General features: G+C 67.2%; 15 protein-coding genes and 2 pseudogenes. 12 read left to right on the forward strand and 5 right to left on the reverse strand.

Features of this window, described 5'->3' with window-relative positions; all coding sequences use genetic code 11:
- Positions 1-25: 25 nt before the first annotated feature.
- Genes ATK30_RS05030 through ATK30_RS05040 form a run of 3 tightly spaced genes read right to left on the reverse strand, consistent with a single transcriptional unit; the run spans position 26 to position 3,199 of the window.
- Positions 26-1,801 (reverse strand): hypothetical protein, encoded by a 1,776-nt coding sequence (locus tag ATK30_RS05030; protein WP_101434544.1) that lies wholly within the window; start codon positions 1,799-1,801, stop codon positions 26-28.
- Positions 1,798-2,109 carry a helix-turn-helix domain-containing protein gene (locus tag ATK30_RS05035; RefSeq protein WP_101434545.1) on the reverse strand — a complete coding sequence of 104 codons (312 nt, stop codon included), beginning with the start codon at positions 2,107-2,109 and terminating at the stop codon, positions 1,798-1,800. Before ATK30_RS05035 ends, ATK30_RS05030 begins: the two co-directional genes overlap by 4 nt.
- A 4-nt stretch (positions 2,110-2,113) precedes the next feature.
- The gene (locus ATK30_RS05040) at positions 2,114-3,199 is read right to left on the reverse strand and encodes a tyrosine-type recombinase/integrase (RefSeq protein WP_101434546.1); all 1,086 of its coding nucleotides are present in this window, start codon (positions 3,197-3,199) and stop codon (positions 2,114-2,116) included.
- A gap of 411 nt (positions 3,200-3,610) precedes the next feature.
- Between ATK30_RS05040 and ATK30_RS05045 the strand changes: the two are divergent.
- The 9 genes and pseudogenes from ATK30_RS05045 to ATK30_RS05085 all read left to right on the forward strand — a co-directional run.
- Positions 3,611-3,934, forward strand: a pseudogene (locus tag ATK30_RS05045) (GP88 family protein); the annotation flags it as partial.
- Between the two features lie 93 nt (positions 3,935-4,027).
- A complete protein-coding gene (locus ATK30_RS05050) occupies positions 4,028-5,515 on the forward strand; it encodes a tyrosine-type recombinase/integrase (RefSeq protein WP_101434547.1) in 1,488 nt (495 codons plus the stop codon).
- Positions 5,499-7,439, forward strand: a complete 1,941-nt coding sequence (locus ATK30_RS05055; RefSeq protein ID WP_101434548.1) for a hypothetical protein — start codon at positions 5,499-5,501, stop codon at positions 7,437-7,439. The genes ATK30_RS05050 and ATK30_RS05055 overlap by 17 nt, the downstream gene beginning before the upstream one ends.
- Positions 7,436-9,535 (forward strand): integrase, encoded by a 2,100-nt coding sequence (locus tag ATK30_RS05060; RefSeq protein ID WP_167441835.1) that lies wholly within the window; start codon positions 7,436-7,438, stop codon positions 9,533-9,535. Before ATK30_RS05055 ends, ATK30_RS05060 begins: the two co-directional genes overlap by 4 nt.
- Positions 9,532-9,972, forward strand: a complete 441-nt coding sequence (locus ATK30_RS05065) for a hypothetical protein (RefSeq protein ID WP_101434549.1) — start codon at positions 9,532-9,534, stop codon at positions 9,970-9,972. The genes ATK30_RS05060 and ATK30_RS05065 overlap by 4 nt, the downstream gene beginning before the upstream one ends.
- 96 nt (positions 9,973-10,068) lie before the next feature.
- Positions 10,069-10,578, forward strand: a pseudogene (locus ATK30_RS05070) (GP88 family protein); the annotation flags it as partial.
- Positions 10,579-10,620: 42 nt separating this feature from the next.
- Positions 10,621-13,122 carry a type IV secretory system conjugative DNA transfer family protein gene (locus tag ATK30_RS05075; RefSeq protein ID WP_051173148.1) on the forward strand — a complete coding sequence of 834 codons (2,502 nt, stop codon included), beginning with the start codon at positions 10,621-10,623 and terminating at the stop codon, positions 13,120-13,122.
- Between the two features lie 70 nt (positions 13,123-13,192).
- A complete protein-coding gene (locus ATK30_RS05080; RefSeq protein ID WP_037817374.1) occupies positions 13,193-14,227 on the forward strand; it encodes a replication-relaxation family protein in 1,035 nt (344 codons plus the stop codon).
- Positions 14,228-14,233: 6 nt separating this feature from the next.
- The gene (locus ATK30_RS05085) at positions 14,234-15,187 is read left to right on the forward strand and encodes a M23 family metallopeptidase (protein ID WP_101434550.1); all 954 of its coding nucleotides are present in this window, start codon (positions 14,234-14,236) and stop codon (positions 15,185-15,187) included.
- Positions 15,188-15,245: 58 nt separating this feature from the next.
- Here the strand turns inward: ATK30_RS05085 and ATK30_RS05090 are convergent, their stop codons facing one another.
- Complete coding sequence (locus ATK30_RS05090; RefSeq protein WP_037817372.1) at positions 15,246-15,521, reverse strand: helix-turn-helix domain-containing protein; 276 nt, start codon at positions 15,519-15,521, stop codon at positions 15,246-15,248.
- A gap of 365 nt (positions 15,522-15,886) precedes the next feature.
- Here ATK30_RS05090 and ATK30_RS44625 point away from each other — a divergent pair, with 365 nt between their 5' ends.
- Positions 15,887-16,456 (forward strand): hypothetical protein, encoded by a 570-nt coding sequence (locus tag ATK30_RS44625; protein WP_134662596.1) that lies wholly within the window; start codon positions 15,887-15,889, stop codon positions 16,454-16,456.
- A gap of 491 nt (positions 16,457-16,947) precedes the next feature.
- Here ATK30_RS44625 and ATK30_RS05095 read toward each other — a convergent pair whose 3' ends face one another.
- Positions 16,948-17,442 carry a hypothetical protein gene (locus ATK30_RS05095; protein WP_134662597.1) on the reverse strand — a complete coding sequence of 165 codons (495 nt, stop codon included), beginning with the start codon at positions 17,440-17,442 and terminating at the stop codon, positions 16,948-16,950.
- 87 nt (positions 17,443-17,529) lie between these two features.
- On the opposite strand from ATK30_RS05095, the gene ATK30_RS05100 reads away from it, so the two are divergent.
- Both ATK30_RS05100 and ATK30_RS05105 read left to right on the forward strand, forming a co-directional pair.
- Positions 17,530-17,832, forward strand: a complete 303-nt coding sequence (locus ATK30_RS05100) for a transposase (RefSeq protein WP_143271353.1) — start codon at positions 17,530-17,532, stop codon at positions 17,830-17,832.
- A gap of 195 nt (positions 17,833-18,027) precedes the next feature.
- Positions 18,028-19,101, forward strand: coding sequence for an IS110 family RNA-guided transposase (locus ATK30_RS05105; protein WP_101434552.1), 1,074 nt, complete (start codon positions 18,028-18,030; stop codon positions 19,099-19,101).
- Positions 19,102-19,126: the final 25 nt, after the last annotated feature.

Here is a 19,126-nt window from a genome sequence, read left to right on the forward strand (position 1 = left end):
CCGGAGTTGGGGAACTATGGAATCGTCATTCCTTTGTGGATTGTTCGTATTCGGCGATGCCGGGGTGGTCGACGCTGCTGGTGTAGCGGTAGGCGCCGGCGATGGACAGGCCGAACAGTTCGCAGAGCTGGCGGACGTCGCCGCCGGTGGCGTGGGCTTCGTCGAGGATGCGGTCCTGGCGGATGGCTTGCGCGATCATGCCGAGCCGTTTGCGGATCCACCACGGGGTCGCGGGCGTGGTGGTGTTGGCGTTGCGGTAGTGGATGAACAGGTGCGGATTGGCGGTGTCGGGCCAGGTCCGTTGTCGGTAGTCCAGGTAGGCCGACACTCGTGCCCGGACCGGCTCGGCGAGCGGCACGATGCGGTCGGGCAGGTAGAGGCGACCGTCGCGCACGTCGGCGAGCTGCAGCTGGAGCAGTTGCCAGATGCGGATGGCGTGGAAGGCCAGCAGCGCGGCCAACGCCGCGCGGGTCGGGTCGTCGGAGTTGAGCGCGCCGCGCAGCTCGGTGAGATCGATCGGTGCGGGCACGTGTTTGTCCGGGGTGGGCACGCTGATGCGCGTGGTGGGGTTGATGAAGGTGAGCTTGCGGGCCTTGAGGATCCGGAAGATCGACCGAAGCCCTTGCAGGGTGCTGCTGCGCGGACTGCCGCTGGGCGGCAGGGCGGCGAGCACGTCGTCGCGGCCGATCTCCCGCAGCGAGGGGTGGGTGCGTGCCCAGGCGCGGATGATCGGCAGCGCGTAGCCCAGCTGCGAACGCACCGTGTTGTCGGAACGGGGACGAAATCGCGGTGGGGTGGTGCTGCCGTTGCGGGCGATGTCGAACCAGACCTCGAGTTCGTGACGGATGTCCTCGGGCAGTCCGGTGATCTGCAGCTGGAACCAGCGCTCGGTGGGCGGGACGCGGTCGTCGGCGAGCATGCCGGCGACGGTCAGCACGTCGAGCACCGGGCGCACGGGGTGCCGGATGCGCGAGAGGGGCAGGACGTCGCTGGCGCGGATCGCGGCACCGGGGGTGTCTTGCATGCCCAGCAGCATCCGGATCGCCCGCTGGGCGCGTTCGGTGACGGTCCTGCTCCAGCCGTGCGCGGCGGCGTGCTCGCGCACGAACTGGTGCCAGGCGGCCTCGCGGGCCGGGTCGGGCGGCGGTGGGAATCCCTTGCGCAGTCCGGCTTTCAGGTCCCGCGGCAGTTCGAGCAGCACCAGCTGTTCGTAGGGCACCGGGTGCAGCAACGACAGGTTCGGTGGGATGGTTTTCTTGACGTAGGGCCGTTGGCCCTGTCCTTCGCGGTGCCACATGCCGGCGAAGAACAGCTGCTGCCCGAACACGTTGGCCTCGGCCAGACTGATGCTGCTGGGCCGCTGGTCGCGGTCCTGGGCGAGCAGGCTGCGCGTCTTGCAGCACAACCGGCACGACCCGCCCTCGTTGAGCGCCACCTCGTTCCCGCAGGTGTCGCACACACCCTTGTGTCGGTATTTCTCGCGCCAGCTACGGCAGCCCACGCACAGCCAACCGTAGGTGCGGGTCACGCCCCAGGCGTGGCAGTCGAGACACGAGTCGACCACGACCGTTTGTCGCGCGAGCGTGCCGGGCGACTGCCACAGCGGCGACTTCTCGCCGGGCGCGTGGCTGTGGCAGCGGGCGCACAGCCCGGACGTGTAATAGTCGTTTGTGGACCCGCATTTGCGGCACGGTGGCGGGGCGATCGGGCCGCCGGGCCAGCACTGGAAGCAGTACGGGACCTCCCGCATCGCCGGGGGACGCACCCCGCACACCCGGCAGCGGCGGGGACGCCCGGTCACGCCGGCGGCACCGATCGATGTCGCCCCAGCCGCGGGGTGATCGGCGCGACCGTGCCCGTGTCGGCCTTGCGGGGCCGACGAGCGGCGACCTTCTCCGGCTCGGGGATCAGCAGATCAGTCGGTGCGCACTCCAGCACCGCGCAGATCACGTCGAGATCATCGAGCCGGATCGTGGTGGGATTGCCGATCCACAGGTTCGACATCTTGCCCGCGCTGATATCCAATCCCGCCTCGGCGAGCCTGCGGCGCATCTCCGTGGACTTCCAGATCCCTGCCTCGGCGGCTTTCATTCGCAGGTTCCAGCGCATCGCGCTACCCTTCCTCGGTGCCCAGCCGGGCGGCCACGCGCTGGTTGGCCTTGGCCCAGGCATGTTCGACGTGCTCGGACTCCACGTGGATGTACGCGGTCGTGGTCGAGAGCCACGAGTGGCCCAAAACCTCTTGTATAGCTTTAAGATCCATGCCTCGCGCATACAGCGACGATGCACAGTAGTGCCGCAATGTATGCGGTGTCAGCCTTCCTGCCCAGTCCGGCAGCCATCGTCCGGTCGCCTCCGCCAACCCGTCCCGCAACGTCTGGTCACCAACCCGGCCACAGAATCCGGTGTGCGGGTCCTGGCGCTCACTCGGCAGCAGCGGCGCGTCGGGATGCTCCCAGTCCTCGCCGAACTGGTGACGCACTTCCACCAGCCACCAGTCCAGCAACTCGGCCACCGAGTTGATCGCCGGAACGAGCCTCGTCTTCGGGCCGCGTCCCCGGCTTCCTTTGCCGAATCGGACATGCAGCTTGCCGTACTCGCCCAGATCCCGGCGCCAGTCGCGCATGTCGAGCATGTAGGTCTCCTGGATCCGCAACCCCGCCCGGCGCCACAACGACGCCGCCAGATAGTCCCGAGCCGCAGTGCGGAACTTCCGGGCGTGCTCCAGCGAGTCCCGCCACTCGGTGAACAACAGCTCGGTTTCCTTGTCCGAGGGCGGTATTCGAGGTGTCCCGTAGTCGGCCTTGGCCGGCCGGTTGTGCTCGTCGATCGGTTGCGCCACCACACACCCGGCGAGCGCGTGAATGTCGCCCTGATAACGGCCGATCAGGAAATCGAAGAAGTGCCCGATCGCCCACGCCTTGTGCTGCACCGTCAACCGGGACCTGCCCAGATCCTTGCGCTGGCGAACCAGAAACCGGTCCGCGTCAGCAGGCTCGGCTGTCCACACCGGACGACCGAGGAATTGGATGAACTCGAAGATCGCTGCTCGGTCGTTGTTCACCGTGCTGTCGCAGACTCCCGCCCCCATCGAGGCAAGCAGGTACTGATCGACGAGCTCCTGCTCGAAGTCCTCCAGGTCCTGGGTCGTGCTCAGCTTCCGCGGCCCGCGCAGCGACCGCACCACCGCCAGCCCCACCGCGCCTCCCGACCGTGTCCCCGAGTTGAACGGAAACGACAATGCCTCATCAACATCGGCAGCCTGTCGGAAATCCTGACGTCATGTCAGAGAGTCCACACCATCGAGTGAGAGCGCGCTGGCCAGCGCCCCAGCGTCGACAAAGAACAGCCAGCACCGACGAACACCGGGAAGTTCCGGTAACAGATCCGGCCGAATTGGCGCGGTACGCGGAGCACGAATCTAGCACGGACGACGGCGCGTTTGTGGACCTCGGCGTCCATGACACTGAGCTGGCTCTTGATGCGGACGCTGACGGTCACGTCGACCTCGACATCGCCGCATAGCCTGCCCCGCCACATGCGGGCCTCCTGAACCACAACCGTTCTGCCCAATTTATTTGCTCGCCTGACTTCTTTTGCGAGGTGTCGTATGTCTTCTTCCGCCAGCGTGACCCGACCGGGTCGGTTGCTGACGCAAAACCGGGAGATGCGCGCAATCGGTGTCTGGAACTGGACTCTGCCCGCGTTAGCCGCCCGGCTGCCCGACGGACGCACGCAGGTGACCTGCCCGGCGGCAAGCGCATGCGCTCGGATCTGCTACGCGCGCAATGGAACCTATCTCTTCCCTGCGGTCAAAGCCAAGCATACCGCCAATCTCGCGTACGTCCTCGAAGACTTGCCCGGTTGGGAAGCAGCCATGATCAGTGAACTGTCGGCACCGCGCCTCGCCGGGAAATTTATCAGGGTGCACGACTTCTTGGGGCAGTTCAGGTGTGTCTCATGAGAGCACGTTTTCGCAGTGTAGACCGCCGGGAGGGTGTGTCGTGAGCACTGCTATCCATGACCGATGCGTTTGTACTTCGTGGACACTCAAGCCGCACGGAGGCACCTCGACGTGGGGGTGCTTGCTGGTCGGGATGTCGTTGCCCTGCTTGATGATCGAGGCGTTCTTGACGGCACGCCGGTCTTCCTTGACGAGGAGACGATGATGCCGGTCGAGCCCTTGTGCTCGTGGGCGCGGACCCTGTCGAACGCGGAACTGTCGCCGGCCACGATGAAGGACTATGGCCGGATCATCGCCCGGTTCGCAGACTTCCTGACCGGTCGAGGACGAGATCTCCTCATGGCTACCGAGTCGGATGTACTGGCATACAAGAAGGTTCGCACCAGGCTCCAGGAACGACCCATCGGCGGTTCGGCGTGGAAGAAGGAAGCTCAACTGCTCGACCAGTTCTACAAGTGCCTCGTGTCGGCGGGGATTCGGAACGATCTGCCGGTCCGGGCCCTCGCTCGCGGACGGAGCGCTTTGGCACCCGCGATCAAGCAGCGGATGGACATCCGACACCTGACGTTGGCCCAGTACCGGTATTTCCGCGACGTGGGGCTGGGCGGGCAGCGCTCCGACTCCACAGTGGACACCTTGTTCCGAGGTTGGTCACCCCATCGGAACAGGGCTGCGGCTGATCTTGCCTTGGGAACCGGGATGCGGTGGCAGGAATGGGCGACCGTGCTCTTGCCCGAGCTGGGCATCGACGTCGGGCACCCGGTCGACCAGGTGGAGTTCACGGTGCAGGCGTGCGCGAAGTACGGCAAGGCCCGCAACATCTACGTGCCCGAGGAATCGATGCGAGCACTGGAGCTCTATCTGTTGTTGGAGCGGCCCGAGCAGGCCGCACGATCCGCAGCACGGCTGCAGCAGCGTCATCGGGACCTGTTCGTGGTCTCTCGGATCGACCACGCTTCCGGACGGATCTCCGGCCAGCTGGACGGACTCAAGCGCGAGTTCGTCATGTCCGCGATGAGCGCCGACCTCCGGCGGATCACCGTCCGCGAAACGAGCGCCGGGTTGGAGGCCCTGACCGTGTTCATCTGCCACGGCGGGTTGATGCCGCGCGCGGACTCGTGGAAGCGGTATCGGCATGCGGCCTGGAGGCGCATGGTCGCGGGGGCTGGCGAGCGCACGCCGCTGCTCCCGCGCCGGCGCTGGCGATGGCACGACCTGCGGCACACCTACGCGCTGCAGATGCTGAATTACCTGGAGAGCCTGATGGACGGCGACGAGCCCGACGCGGCCGCACGCCGCCGACGGCACCGGTCCTGGCTGTCCAGCCACGTCAAGCTGAACCCGCTGCTGATCGTCAGCCGACGGCTGGGCCACTCGGACCCGGGCACGACCTACGAGTACCTCGAATACACCGACGACCTGCTCAACGAGTTCGACGACGCGTTCCGCGGCTGGGTCGGCGACCTCGGACAGGAAGCGACCTACGCGCAGATCGCCTCGCACGCGCTCTCCTTGGAGAAAAGGAGGCCCGCCGATGCCTCGCAAAGGTGACTATGTCAGGGATTTCCCCGATCTCGAGGTCGAACCCGGCTCGTCGCGCGACAGCGGTCCTCATCGGAACGAGTGGGTGGTCGTCGCGTCGACGGCGACCAAGCGCAACCAGTCCAGCCGGATCGTGCCAGATCGTTACGCCTGTTCCGGGCTGGCGGCCGAGCTGGCCCAGGAATGGGTCGAGTATGTCGAGGCGGCCGGGCTCGCCGCCGGATCGGTGCAGTCCTATCGGCAGGCGATCGCGAGCTTCTGTGCCTGCGTCGACAACCGATTCGGCGCTGCCGCACCGGACGCGTCGCTGGAGAAAGACGAGCCAGATCTCGCGCGGGCGGTCGCGGCCTGGGAACGCTGGCTGCCCTCGAACTTCCCGGAAGGTTCGACCCGTCCTTCCATCCTGGCCGGCGCGATTCGCGTGCTGATCCGCAGGCGGGTCGAGCATCCGGAAAGGCCCGTGGCGGACGCGGTGATCGCGCTCGCCCGCGCGGGCAGCGGGGTTCCCGTCGGGGACTGCGGCGAACTGGACGAGTTCTCCCGCCAGGAGAAGCTCGAGCTGGTCCGGACAGCCTGGACGGCGGTGGTCGCCCTGGAGAAGCGCCTCGCAGGGGGATGGGAACTGGCCGCCGCGGGGCGGCATCCCGATCACGGTTGCTGGACGTCGATCCCCGATTTGCTCTGGGGCCTGGCCCATCAGGCCATCACGCCCAAGGACATCCACGATCGCCTGCCGGTCTCCACGTCCTGGCCCGCGCACCTGCGCGAGTGCATCGGGCTTCCCGACGGACCGCTTCCACGCACTGCCAAGCAGTTTCTCAGCCGCTGGCTTGTCGCGCAGTTGTGGCCCAGCACGCTGGACTTGCACGCTTTCCGTGTCCTGCTGACCGACGCGACCGGCCGTGCTCCCGAGGAGATCGGCCAACTGACGGGCAACGACGTGGAGTTCGTCCCGAACGGCGTCCGGCTGACGCTGGTGAAGAAGCGGGCCCAGCGCCGCTACTACCGCTCGTTCACCGACAAGCCCGTCGACAGCGTCGGCGGTGTGGTCGAGACCGAGGACTTCCGGAACCTGCCGCGCCGCGAACCGGGCGAGATCATCCGCCGGCTGATGGGCGTCACCGAGCGAGCGCGGCAACGGGCCGCCGACCCGGAGGGCAAGCTGTTCGTCCGGGCCGTGGTCGACGTCGGTCTGCGGTTGAAGTTCGCCGAGTGGAATCCCGAGGCACCTCCCGTCCGGTTCAGCGTCTGGCTGCGGGAGCACGGGGTCACGATCACCGGCAAAGCCGATATCAGGCGGCTGCGCAAGTCCACCAAGGTCGAAAAGATCGCCGTCGCCCGAGGCCGCATCCACCAAGCTGCCGACGACCACCACGAACAGACGTTCCGCGGTCACTACGCCCAGGGGACCACGCTGCGCGTGATCTCCGCCGAAGTGATCAACGCCGCCCAGCAGCACTGGTTCGACCACGCCGTCCAGGGGCCGACCGTCCTCGCCGAGCAGCCCGGGCCGACGCGAGAGGACACCGAACGCCTGCATAGCCTCGGCCTGACCGACCAGCAGGCCGACGACCTGATGCACGGCCAGCTGGACATGGGCGTGACCCACTGCTCCGCTCCTTACGATTCGCCCTACAGCCCTCGCGGCGAGCTATGCGCAGTGGCGCCGCTGCGCTGCCTGGAATGCCGCAATGCCTGGATTCTGCCCAGCCAGCTTCCCCAGTTGCTGTTGTTCGCCGACCACCTCGACCGGCTGCGGCAACGGATGGCGCCGGCACGGTTCACCGCCGTCTGGGGCCAGTCATGGACCAACCTGCACGCCGTCCTCGCCGAACGCACCGAGGAAGAGATCGCCCTGGCCCGCGAACACATCGCCGGAAGCGACGTCTCCCTCACCTTGCCGTTGGCCGCACACGTGGAGTTCGACGCATGACCCGACCCGCCGAACACCGGCTGCCCCCATCAGTTTTCGCCCCTGACGAGCCCGTGATCCAGAGCCATCCGCTGCTGACCGGCGCGATCAGCCCGAGGTTCGGGCAGACCGACGTCTGGGACTTCAACGGCGTCGTCCGCCGCAACGCCAACCTCCCGGAATGCGGGTGGAGAGCGCGTTTCAACAAGGCGCTGGACGATCCACAATGGAATCTCACGGCACGCGAGCTGGCCATGATCATGGCGAACCCGCGACACGACGCCGTCATCGACGCCCGCGTCCACCTCCCGCCCACGCCCTGCGACCTGGGCACCGTCATCGGCGCCGTTTCGCGTCTGCGCCTGCTCGCCCGCTGGGCACAGGACAACGAGTTGCCCGCGCAACTGCGCAAGTGGTCGGCGACCGACTTGCGGCGCTACATCACCAGCCGCGGCAACAGCGGTCTGACCGCAGGAACCGTGAAGAACCACATCTTGCTGATCAAACGCCTCCACGAGATCGGCCCCGCGCTGAGCCTGGGCGGCCCGCCGACCGACCCCTGGCGCGGCATCAGCGCGCGCAAAGCGGCCGACATGCCGCCGCCAGGCCACCTGTCCACTCCCGTCATTCCGCCCGAGATCTGGTTCCCACTGACCAAAGCCGCCTGGCGTTACGTCCGCGCCTTCGCCCCCGATGTCCTGCGCGCCTCCCGACGACTCGCCGAACTCCGGGTCGCTCTCGCACGGCCGTCCAGCTCGCGAGGGAACATGCACCACCTGCTGGAGGACTACCTCGCCGACCCGACGAACCCGATCCCCATGCACGCCAAGCGATACACCGTCGCACACGAACAGACAAGCGAGGCGATGGTCAACTGGGACGTGCTCAGGCTGTTTCTGGGCAACCGGGCCACCGACAACCTGTTCGCCCGGACAAGCCTGGGAACGCAGCGTCGGGCTCGCGTCCTCGACGCCGTGCACGCCGGGCACCGAACGACCACCGGTCTCATCGACGACCTCGCCCGCACAACCCGCCCGGACGGCACCACCGGTCCCTGGCACCCCGGCTTGGACCCGCGCGAGATTCACCGGCTGCTCCCGAAACTGCGCGACGCGGCTTTCTGCCTGGTCGCCGCGTTGTCGATGATGCGCGACAGCGAAATCCACGAAATCTGCCGCGGCGCCGTCGTCGACTACTTCAACGCACCAGCGATCGCGTCGTCCCTGGACAAAGGACATCCCGGCAGGCCGGGGAAATACTGGTGGATCACCGCTCCGGTCGCGGAAGCCATCGCCGTCGCCGAGGCTGTTTCGACCCACCACGAGCGCGTGTTCGCGCCCATGAAGCGCTCGACCGACACCGCCGTCCACGGCGACCGAATGATCGACACCTTCATCGGCACTGTCAACGCCGATCGCGACTGGACCGGCTTGGACGAGATCCCCGCCGGCCGCGTCCGGCCGCACATGTTCCGCCGGACGATGGCGATGCTTACCGACCAGTTCCCCGGCTCGGAAGTAGCGCTGGGCTTGCAGCTCAAGCACGTCGCGGCACGGGCGCTGGCCAACCGCACCACCCAGTCCTACGCCGCGTCCGACTCCAGCTGGGCAACGTTGCTCGACAGCGCGCTGGAGGCGACCCGGTTCCGCCGATTCACCGACCTTTACGGCATGCACAAAGCCGGCCAGCAGATCGGCTACGGCCCCGGCGCCGACCGAGTCAAAGAAGCGTTCGACGAGATCCTCGCGACGGTCCACGCTCGCGGCGGAGACGCCCGCGTCGAGACCGACCTGCTTCGCAAGAGCCGCATCACCATCCGCTTCGGCGCGCTCAACAACTGCCTGTTCGACCCGGCGAACCCCACCGGAGCCCTCTGCCTGGAAAACGCCACCATCCCCGACGGGCACTCCGGCCCGCTGCACGAACGCTGCCGACCCGACCGTTGCCGCAACAGCATGATCGGCGTCGAGCACCTCGCCATCCACGACTCGCACCGGCGCACCCACCTCAAGCTCCTGGACACCCCGAGCCTTCCTCCCGCGCGCAAAGCCCTTATCCGCCGCGAGATCGACCAGGCGACCACCATCCTCGACCGCGCCCAAGGAAAGAACCAATGACCACCGCGTCCGACCGCACCCTCACCGAGGACGGCGTCACCGCAGCAACCGCCCGAGCACTACGAACGGCCATGCACCGCCTGCTCACCGGAACCGCGCGCCATACCGACGGACAGCTGACCAAGCAAAACTTGTGGAAAGAAGCCCGAGTCAGCCGCGCGACCATGAACCGCGCGCGCACCATCCTCGCGGAATGGGACGACCAGGTCGCTCAACGCAGCACCGCAGATCCCGAAGCCTCCCGCCGCGACGAAGAAATCCACGAACTGCAACAAAAACTCGCCACCCAAAAACGCGAATACACCGACCTCCAACGACGTCTCGACGCCGCCACCACCGCAATCGCCGCACTGCACCACGACAACACCCTGCTCCGACAAGAACTCGCACACCACCGCGCTGACGTCATCCCCATCCGCCCCACAGCCAGTCAGTGACCTAACTCACAAGCCCTGCTCGACGGCTCCGCGCAACTCCGCAACCCGACGGAGGACCACATGCCATGTCTCGTGAGACACACAAATCATCAAGAACACGACGCAGGGGATTTTTTCAGCGATGCCTACACTTTGGCGTGGTGTCGCGTGATGCGAGCCTGCCCGCAGGTGACGTTCTATGCGTATACCAAGGAAGTTCGGCGGTTCAAGCGACTGATCGAACCGGGCCCGCCCGAGAACTTCCTGTGGGTCTACAGCTACGGCGGTCGTGAAGATTCGTTTATCGATCCCGACCGTGACCGGGTCGCCGATGTGTTTCCCGATGAGGACGCCATCACCGAGGCCCCCGAGTGGTCATCGCAGGAAGCCTCGGATCTGCTCGCCGTGCTCGGCCCGCGATTGGTCGGGGTGCCCGCGAACCGCATCCCGCAGTTCCTCAAGCGCATGGGCGGACGACGGCTGTCGGAGTGGCAGGCCGAGATCGACGCCGAACGGGCACACAGACGGCAGCGTCATCTGCGGCTCGCACCCAACGACCCGTCCGCTCCTGCACCGACGCCGGAAGCCCGAGCGAGCGTGAACGATGCCGAGCGACACGCGGCCTGAATCCACGTCCTTACGACTCTTCCTTGCGAGAGGGGATTTCTGATGCCTTCTACCCAGTCTTTTGCCGCTTCGGCGAGGCTGCTCGCATCGCCGTTGCAGGACTACCTCCGCGATCCCGGTGCCGCAGTGCGCGCTGTCTTCGCCGCGCTGCGGGAATTCGCACTGTCCTGGGGGCCACTCGCCGGGCCGGCCATTGCGCTCGCGGTGACTGGCGTCGTGGCCGGGCGCCGGTGGTGGGCGCGCCGGTGCCACGACCGGATGGCCGCCGACGCCCGGGTGGTCACAGTGCTGGCTCCGCCCACGGTCGATCCGGACGGCGCAGCGGCCTTGTACTCCAACCTGGTCGGGTTGTTGCGATCCGGCTGGAAACGGCGGATGCACGGCCAGCCGCACATCGTGTGGGAGTACGTGTTTTCCCACACCGGGGTTGCCTTGCGGCTGTGGCTGCCGGGCGTCGTGCCGCCCGGCATGGCCGAGCGCGCCATCGAGGCTGCCTGGCCCGGCGCGCACACCCGCACCGCACCCGCCAAGCCGCCGATCCCCTTGTCCAATCCGCCGGGCAAAGCAGTCGAGGCCGTAGGCGGTGAACTGCGCCTGGCCCGGAGCGAAGCACTTCCTATCCGGTCGGACTTCCCCGCTGATCCCGTCCGCGCCTTGCTGGGCGCCCCGGTCGGCATGGCCATCCAAGAACGTGCCGTAGTACAGATCCTCGCGCGCCCGGTCACCGGCGCTCGTGTTCGCAAAGCTCGCCGAGCCGCCCGCCAGGCCCGCGCAGGCAGCTCGGTCAAGCTGGCCGGACGCCTGCTAGACCTCATCACCCCGCACACCGGATCACGCAAGCCCAGCACGACCGCCAAGAAGCAGGTCGTCGATCACCAAACCTCCCTGGAAACCTCGGCGCAGGACCGGGTCATCGTGACCAAACAGCGCAGCTCCCAGTACGAGACCCGCATCCGTTATGCCGTGGCCACCCTGGTCGACGAGCACGCGACCAGCGCTGAGCGGGTTCCGGTGCGTGAACACTTGCGCGGACGCGGCCATGCCATCGCCAGCGCGTTCGCGGCCTACAGCGAACACAACTACTACCGTCGCGTCCGGCTCACGCATCCGGTCAAGTCCGTGTCCGAACGACGCCTCACCTCCGGCGATCTGCTCTCGATCGCCGAGCTGGCCGCGCTCGCGCACGTCCCGACCGACGAGGCCGTGCCCGGTTTGCAGCGCGCCGGGGCGAAGGCGGTTCCGCCGCCACCGGGTATCGCCACCGAGGGAGCCGGGGTGAAACCGATCGGGATCACCGACTCCGGCCACCCCCGGCCGGTGGGGCTGCGCGTCGCCGACTCGCGCCATCATCTGCACATCCTGGGTGCGACCGGTTCGGGCAAGTCCGAGTTGATGGCGCGGATGATCCTCGCCGACGCCGACGCCGGCCGCGGACTGGTCGTCATCGATCCCAAGGGAGACCTGGTCGCCGACACCCTCATGCGGCTGCCATCACGGCTCGGAAAGAACGTCGTGCTCTTCGACGCCGACAGCCGCTACCAGCCGCCCGTGCTCAACCCACTCGAAGGCGACGACACCGCCCGCACGGTGGACAACCTGGTCTCGATCTTCTCCCACGTTTACGCCTCCAGCTGGGGGCCGCGCACCGAGGACATCCTGCGCTCGGGGCTGCTGACATTGCGCGAGCTGCCCGGCACACCCACGCTGACCGACCTGCCGAAACTGCTGACGGGGCCCGCCTTCCGGCAGCGTGCGCTCGAACAGATCTCCGACGACGTCCTGACCGGCTTCTGGCACTGGTACGACGATTTGTCCGCCGCCAGCCGGGCACAAGTCGTCGCGCCCCTGATGAACAAGCTCCGCGGCCTGCTGCTGCGCCCGTTCGTGCGGGCATCCCTCGCCGGGGGTGAGTCCACCGTGGACATGGACGCCGTGCTCGACGGCGGAATCTGCCTGGTGCGCTTGGGCAAGGACGCGCTCGGGATGGACACCGCCCGGCTGGTCGGCTCGATCGTGGTGGCCCGCACCTGGCAGGCCGCCACCCGACGCGCCCGGATACCGCAGCGCGACCGCCACGACGCCGCGCTCTACATCGACGAGTGCCACAACTTCCTCAACTTGGCGTACCCGATGGAGGACATGCTCGCCGAAGCCCGCGGCTACCGGATGTCGATGACGCTCGCGCACCAGTACCTGCGGCAGCTGCCGCGCGAACTCGAGGAAGGCATCAGCACCAACGCCCGCTCGAAGATCATTTTCTCGGCGTCGCCCGAAGACGCCCGGCACCTGGCCCGGCACACCGCGCCCCGGCTCTCCGAGCACGACCTCGCCAACCTCGGCCGCTTCCACATCGCCGCGCGACTGGTCCTCGACAGCGAGGAAGCTCCTCCGTTCACTGCGGTCACCGAGAAGCTGCCGCCCGCGATTCCCGGGCGAGCCAAGCAGATCCGTCGACTCGCGCTCGTGAACACCGAACCTCGACACACACCCGAACCGGCCGAGAACGACCAGCCGGTGACATTCGATCCACGCCGCGCGGCCTGACCCCGCTCAGCCTTTTCCGTTGGTGCGCACGGCGTTCCCGCGTCCCGCAGACCTGGAGGTGCCTGTAACCATGGCGAGCAATCCCACGCCGCAAAGGCAATTGCGCACGCATCGGCCGAAACGACCTGTTGCGCGCGTGCTCAACTCGGCCGAGCACCACGCGTGGCTGGCCCGGCATCTCACCGACCGCGACCGGTGGCTGTGCCGGATGCTGTTCGAGCACCACGTGCTCACCAGCACTCAGATCATCGACATCGCCTTCACCGGGCGCCGCGGGGCGAACCTGCGCCTGCGCAACCTCTACCAGTGGGGTGTGCTGCACCGGTTCCAGCCGCACCGCGACCGCGGCTCGCACCCGATGCACTACGTCCTCGACACTGCCGGAGCCGTCGCCCTCGCCCGCGAGGACGGCATTGACCCCAAAGAACTGGGCTACAGCCGTGAGCGCGAGATCGGACGTGCGTTCTCACTGCAGCTGGCGCACACCGTGGGCAGCAACGGGCTGTTCACCACCCTGATCCGCCGAGCCCGCCAGCCCGGTGCCGCTGGCGTGCTCGCGGCGTGGTGGTCGGCCGCCCGGTGCGGCCGGCACTGGGGCGACATCGTCACCCCGGACGGCTACGGACGCTGGCGCGAGGCCGGCCGGGACGTCGAGTGGTTCATCGAGTTCGACTTCGGCACCGAGCAACTGTCACGCCTGGCGAGCAAACTCGCCCGCTACGAACGGCTGGCCGAGGTCACGGGCATCACCACACCCGTGCTGGTGTGGCTGCCCAGTGCCAGGCGCGAGGTCAACGCACGCAGGGCGATGGCCGAGGCGCTGCGCGGTCTCGACCGGCCTGCACGCGTCCCCGTGGCGACCAGCAGCGGCGAGGCCACCGCTGACCCGCTCGATATGGCCGCGCCGCGCTGGCTACGGCTCGACGAGCCCGGCACCGCCGGTCGAGTGGCGCTGGCTGACCTGCCCACCCTCTGGCCGGACCTGCGTGCCTCGGCTCCCGGTGGTGGGCAGCGTCCGACTGCCGCGGTGCCTGGCGCCGCACGTCCGGAGATGGCCCCGCCCTCCCCGATGCCCCCGCCCGATCCCGCGTGTCCGTGGAGGTGATGCGTCATGGGCAAGATGGCCGCCGCCGGTGCCGGGTTCGTCGTCGTGATCATGCTCTTCATCGGCGGCGGCGCCATCGCGGTGGTTCAAGCCGTCTTCGGCAGTTCCAGCAGTTCCGCCAGCGGCTCGAACTGTGCCCCTGTTGGGGCCAGTGCGACCTCGGCAGCGGGGTACGGACCACAGGAGATGGGCAACGCGGCGACGATCGTCGCGGTCGGCAAACGGATGAACGTGCCCGAGCAGGGCTGGGTCGTCGCGGTCGCCGCGGCGCTCACCGAGTCACGGCTGAAGAACCTGAACGATGGCGATCGCGACAGTGTCGGCCTGTTCCAGCAGCGGCCCTCGCAAGGCTGGGGAACGGTCGCACAGATCATGGACCCCGCCTATAGCAGCGAGCAGTTCTACCGGCATCTGCTGGCGCTTCCGAACTGGCAGAACATGCCGGTCACCGTTGCTGCCCAGACCGTGCAGCGATCGGGCTTTCCCGACCGCTACGCGAAATTCGAGCCAGCAGCGCGCCAGATCGTCGGAGCGGTCCAAGGAGCCACCTGCACGAACGGTGCGACGACCGGCGGCTGGACGACCCCCACGAGCGGCACCTGCACCTCCAGATTCGGGTACCGCGGCAATGAGCTCCACAAAGGACTCGACATCGCCGCGCCCATAGGCACGCCGATCCTGGCAGCCAACTCCGGCACGGTGATCAGCTCAGGCCCGGCGTCCGGCTACGGACTGTGGGTGCGCATCCAGCACGGAGACGGGATCGTGACGATCTACGGTCACAACGACCACAATCTGGTCCGCGAAGGACAATCCGTTCGGGCCGGCGAGCCCATCGCCGCGGTCGGAAACCGGGGAGCGTCCACTGGAGCGCACCTGCACTTGCAGATCGAGGCCAATGGGCAGGCCGTCGACCCTGTGGAGTTCTACCGGCAGCGAGGAGGCCAGCTATGCGGATAGGTGCGCACAGTGGCGTTGTCTCTCGATTTCTGTCTGCGGGCCGGGATAGCCCGGCGGATTACTCGTCGGCCGGGGTGCCTTTGAGATGGTTGTAGAGGTTCGCCCGGCTGAGGCCGACCTCCTTAGAGATTCTGGTCTTCGGCACACCGGCCTTGTCTGCTTCCCGGATGTCGGCGAGCCGCTCGGTGCGTTCGGCTTTCAGCTGCTTGGTCAGGATCTCTTTCATCTCCTGCAGCGAGCTTTCCACGTCCCGGATGCTCTCCAGCGTGGTCTCGATCGCCTCCACGCGTTGTCGGCGAGCGCGCAACTGCGCGATGTGCTCGTCCTTGTCCATCTGCGGCCCTCTCTCGCGTGGCCAGGTTGACCGGTCTCCGGGCTTGGCTGTCCATCTGTTCGACACTATGTCGCCCTAGACACCTTACCGAGACAATCCGCGACCAGAGGGAGTGCCACGACTAGGGTGTCGTGGTCACAGCCCGAGGCTGAACTGGTCCAACGGGGCGTCGGCACCCACAGACGGTGACCTCGGCGGCACATGCGCTCGCCGGCCTGACCCGCCCCCTCGTCCGGCCGAGGGGGCTCAGCCCGGTTGACCCCGGCGCATACAGGGCCGGTCGTACGCTGGCATCAGATGCCTCTTCGCGGCTTGGTCGCGATAGGGAAACGCCGCCGCCGGGCCGGCGCGATACGTTGCGAGACATGCAAAGCGGACAGGTATCGGTGTGGGTGCCGATCGTTGTTGGGATGATCGGGCTCGTCGGGGTGGTCGCAGGTCAACTCGTCAACGCCTGGCGCGAGGATCGGCGCTGGCGCCGCGAACAGGAACGCGAAGACGTACGGTGGGCGCGGGAGAGCAAACGCGAGTCGGTCAAACTCGACCGCGACACGAAGATCTTGATCTTTGGTGAACTGCTTCAATCCCTGAACCGGGCTCATTCGCTGCTCGACAGAATTCGCGAAGCAAGTGGTAAAGAGGCCCTCAAAGGAATCACTTCGGAATATCTGAACAATGTCCACAAAATTCGCGCAAAGGCTGCCGAAGTTCAACTGATCTGTTCACCCGACATGCACCGGTTCTTCTCTAAAGGAATGTCTGACATGTGGTTGCTTCCCGCGATGATGTACGGCGTCGACGTCGACGATCCCAGGACTGGTGAGCCCGCGGGGACTCTCAGCGCCGAGGATGCGATGGATAGAATCAGCGGGTTTCGGAGCGATTTTCTGCGCCTTGCCCGCAATGAACTCGTCATCGGGGCAACAATGCGGTAAGCCTCGAGGCATGAAGACCTGCCGTGGGAGTTCCGGGGTTGACTCGCGGTGAATCCGCCGAGTAGACCCAGGCGTATAGATCGCAATCCGTGCGGGCGTGCAGGCTGCAGTAGGGGTGTGGGGCGTACTGCTGGCCTGCGGGTTTGCGCGACGGTGGCAGTAGTGCGGACGTCGCCGACTTCGATTCACGGGCACACACCCAGGTGCGACGAGGAGGTCCACGAGCGCCGGCCACCGTTGACGCCGAACTATCTGCTGACGCTGCAGGTGGCGAGCTGGGTCAAACGGTCGAGCGGCAACCGATGGGTGCGGTGCCTCGTTGGCCGGGTGTCGCTCGGCCGGGTAGATGGTGGCGAGATGCGCACCTGACCCGGTCATAAGCGTGACACTGTCGCCGGAGACCCGGGGCAGCGAAGCGGGTTGCGTGATTGAGTGCGTCACGCTGTCGTTCGCTGGCACACGCGTAACAGGCGGGTTGCGGAGCGCCTGCATCAGCTATCAATGACTGGGTCGGTGCCCGGTGCCTCATACGCGTCGACGACTTCCGGCGGCATCTGCTCAGTGGTGCGGTAGCCGCGCAGCTTGTGCCAGGCGACGGTCCAGGTGGCTTCTTTCTCTCCGCGCCGGGGTGGCGGGAAGACTGGGTTCGGCACGGTGACCGACTTCTTGTTGACTCGCCGTACGCGCATCCACATGTTGTTGTACAGCACCCAGTCGCCCGTGCTCACGGTGTCCGGCCCCAGCGTGGACGCCTTGCCCTCAGCCTGGAGCTGGGCGTAGACGCCCTTCCAGTAGTCGATTTGCTCGGTGAGGGTGGCGATTTCGCGCCGCAGGTAGACCGCGCGCTCCTCTCCGGGGTGCTGGATTCCCCAGCGGTGCCGCGGTTGGCCGTGCTCGTCGGTCTCGGTCACCCAGCCCGGTTCGCCGGCGAGTTCGCGTTGAAGACGCCTGCGGTCGGCTTCCTGCTTCTCGATCCGATTGGCCACGGTAACCGGGTGGGCCTGACCCGTTTTGACGGACATCCGAGATCAGGGGGCTGATGCCCTCGGGAAGGATGTTCCATCATGGAGACCATGGGCAGGAAGAAGCCTCGGCCTCGTCGTTCGTTCACGCCTGAGTTCAAGGCCGAGATCGTTGGGCTGTGCCAGCGGGGCGACCGGTCGATCGGGCAGGTCGCGAAGGATTTCGACTTGACCGAGACCGGTGTGCGGGAGTGGGTCAAGCAGGCCGAGCGTGACGCCGGGACCCGCGCCGACGGCGGGCTGACCAGCGACGAGCGGGCAGAGCTGGCCCGGTTGCGGCGGGAGAACCGCCGCCTGTCCGAGGATGTGGAGATCCTCAAACGGGCCACGGCTTTCTTCGCGTCAATGTCATGATCTTGGTGTCCGGCAGGGTTCGCTCGTTTCTTCGCTGCCCCAGGCGACTGGTGGCTTGTCCTGATGTGCGGCCCCGCCGGACACCCGCTGGGCGAGGATGTGGCTTCATAGGAGCGCGCCGCAGGCCCGATTGACGCGTGCCCGCCTCGCCCGATGGTGTCATCGGTCTGCGAGGAAAGGGAACCCGGGTTGAGCATGGTCGTGATCGGTGTGGATGCGCACAAACGCAGCCACACGCTGGTAGCCGTTGACGGGATCGGCCGGAAGCTGGCCGAGCGGACGGTCGGCACCACCAGCGAGGACCACTTGAAGATTGTGGAATGGGCCGGCCAGTGGCCGAACGCGCGCTTCGCGGTCGAGGATTGCCGGCATGTCACACGCAGGCTGGAACGTGACTTGCTGAGCGCCGGGTGCGCGGTGGCGCGGGTGCCCACCCATCTGATGGCCGCGTCCCGTCGCAGCGGGCGCGCGCCCGGGAAGTCCGACCCGATCGATGCGTTGGCAGTGGCGCACGCGGCTCTGCGCGAGCCAGACCTGGCCGTCGCGCAGCTGGATGGGCCGACTCGCGAGGTGAAGCTGCTGGTCGACTACCGCCACAACCTCGTCGAGCAGCGCACGGAGCTGATCAATCGGTTGCGCTGGCACCTGCACGAAATCGACCCGAACTTGCATGTCCCCGCGCGTGGTCTGCGCCGTTACTGCGTCATCGATGAGTTGGCCCGCCGCCTGGCCGGCCGCGACGGTCTTGTGGCGCGCATCGCCCGCGAACTGCTGGCTCGCTGCCGGGAGCTCACGATGCAGATCAACGCCCTGGAGCGTGAACTGCGTGACCGGGTGCGCGTCCTGGCGCCCACGCTGCTGGAAGTCCCCGGCTGCGGGGTTCTGGGCGCCGCGGTTATCCTTGGGGAAACGGCTGGGGCGCAACGGTTTCGCTCGAAGGACGCTTACGCCCGGTTCAGTGGAACCGCCCCGATCCCCGTCTGGTCGGGCAGCAGCTCTGGCAAGGTCCGGCTCAATCGCGGCGGCAACCGCACCATCAACTGCGCCCTGCACATGATCGCCATCACCCAGGTTCGAGGCATCGGACCGGGCAAGGACTACGTCGACAAGCTCCTCGCGCGCGGCAAGACCCGCAAAGAGGCCATCCGCCTGCTCCGGCGACGGCTCTCCGACGTTGTGTTCCGCGCACTTCTGGCCGACGAGCACCGTGCCGCGCCGGCCAAGCGGCCGACCACAACCGAATCTGCACCGCTGCCGCAGGCGGCTTGACATAGGGGCTTGACATAGGAGCATC

Origin of the sequence: Amycolatopsis echigonensis, assembly GCF_002846615.1 — a bacterium.
Lineage (GTDB): Bacteria > Actinomycetota > Actinomycetes > Mycobacteriales > Pseudonocardiaceae > Amycolatopsis > Amycolatopsis echigonensis.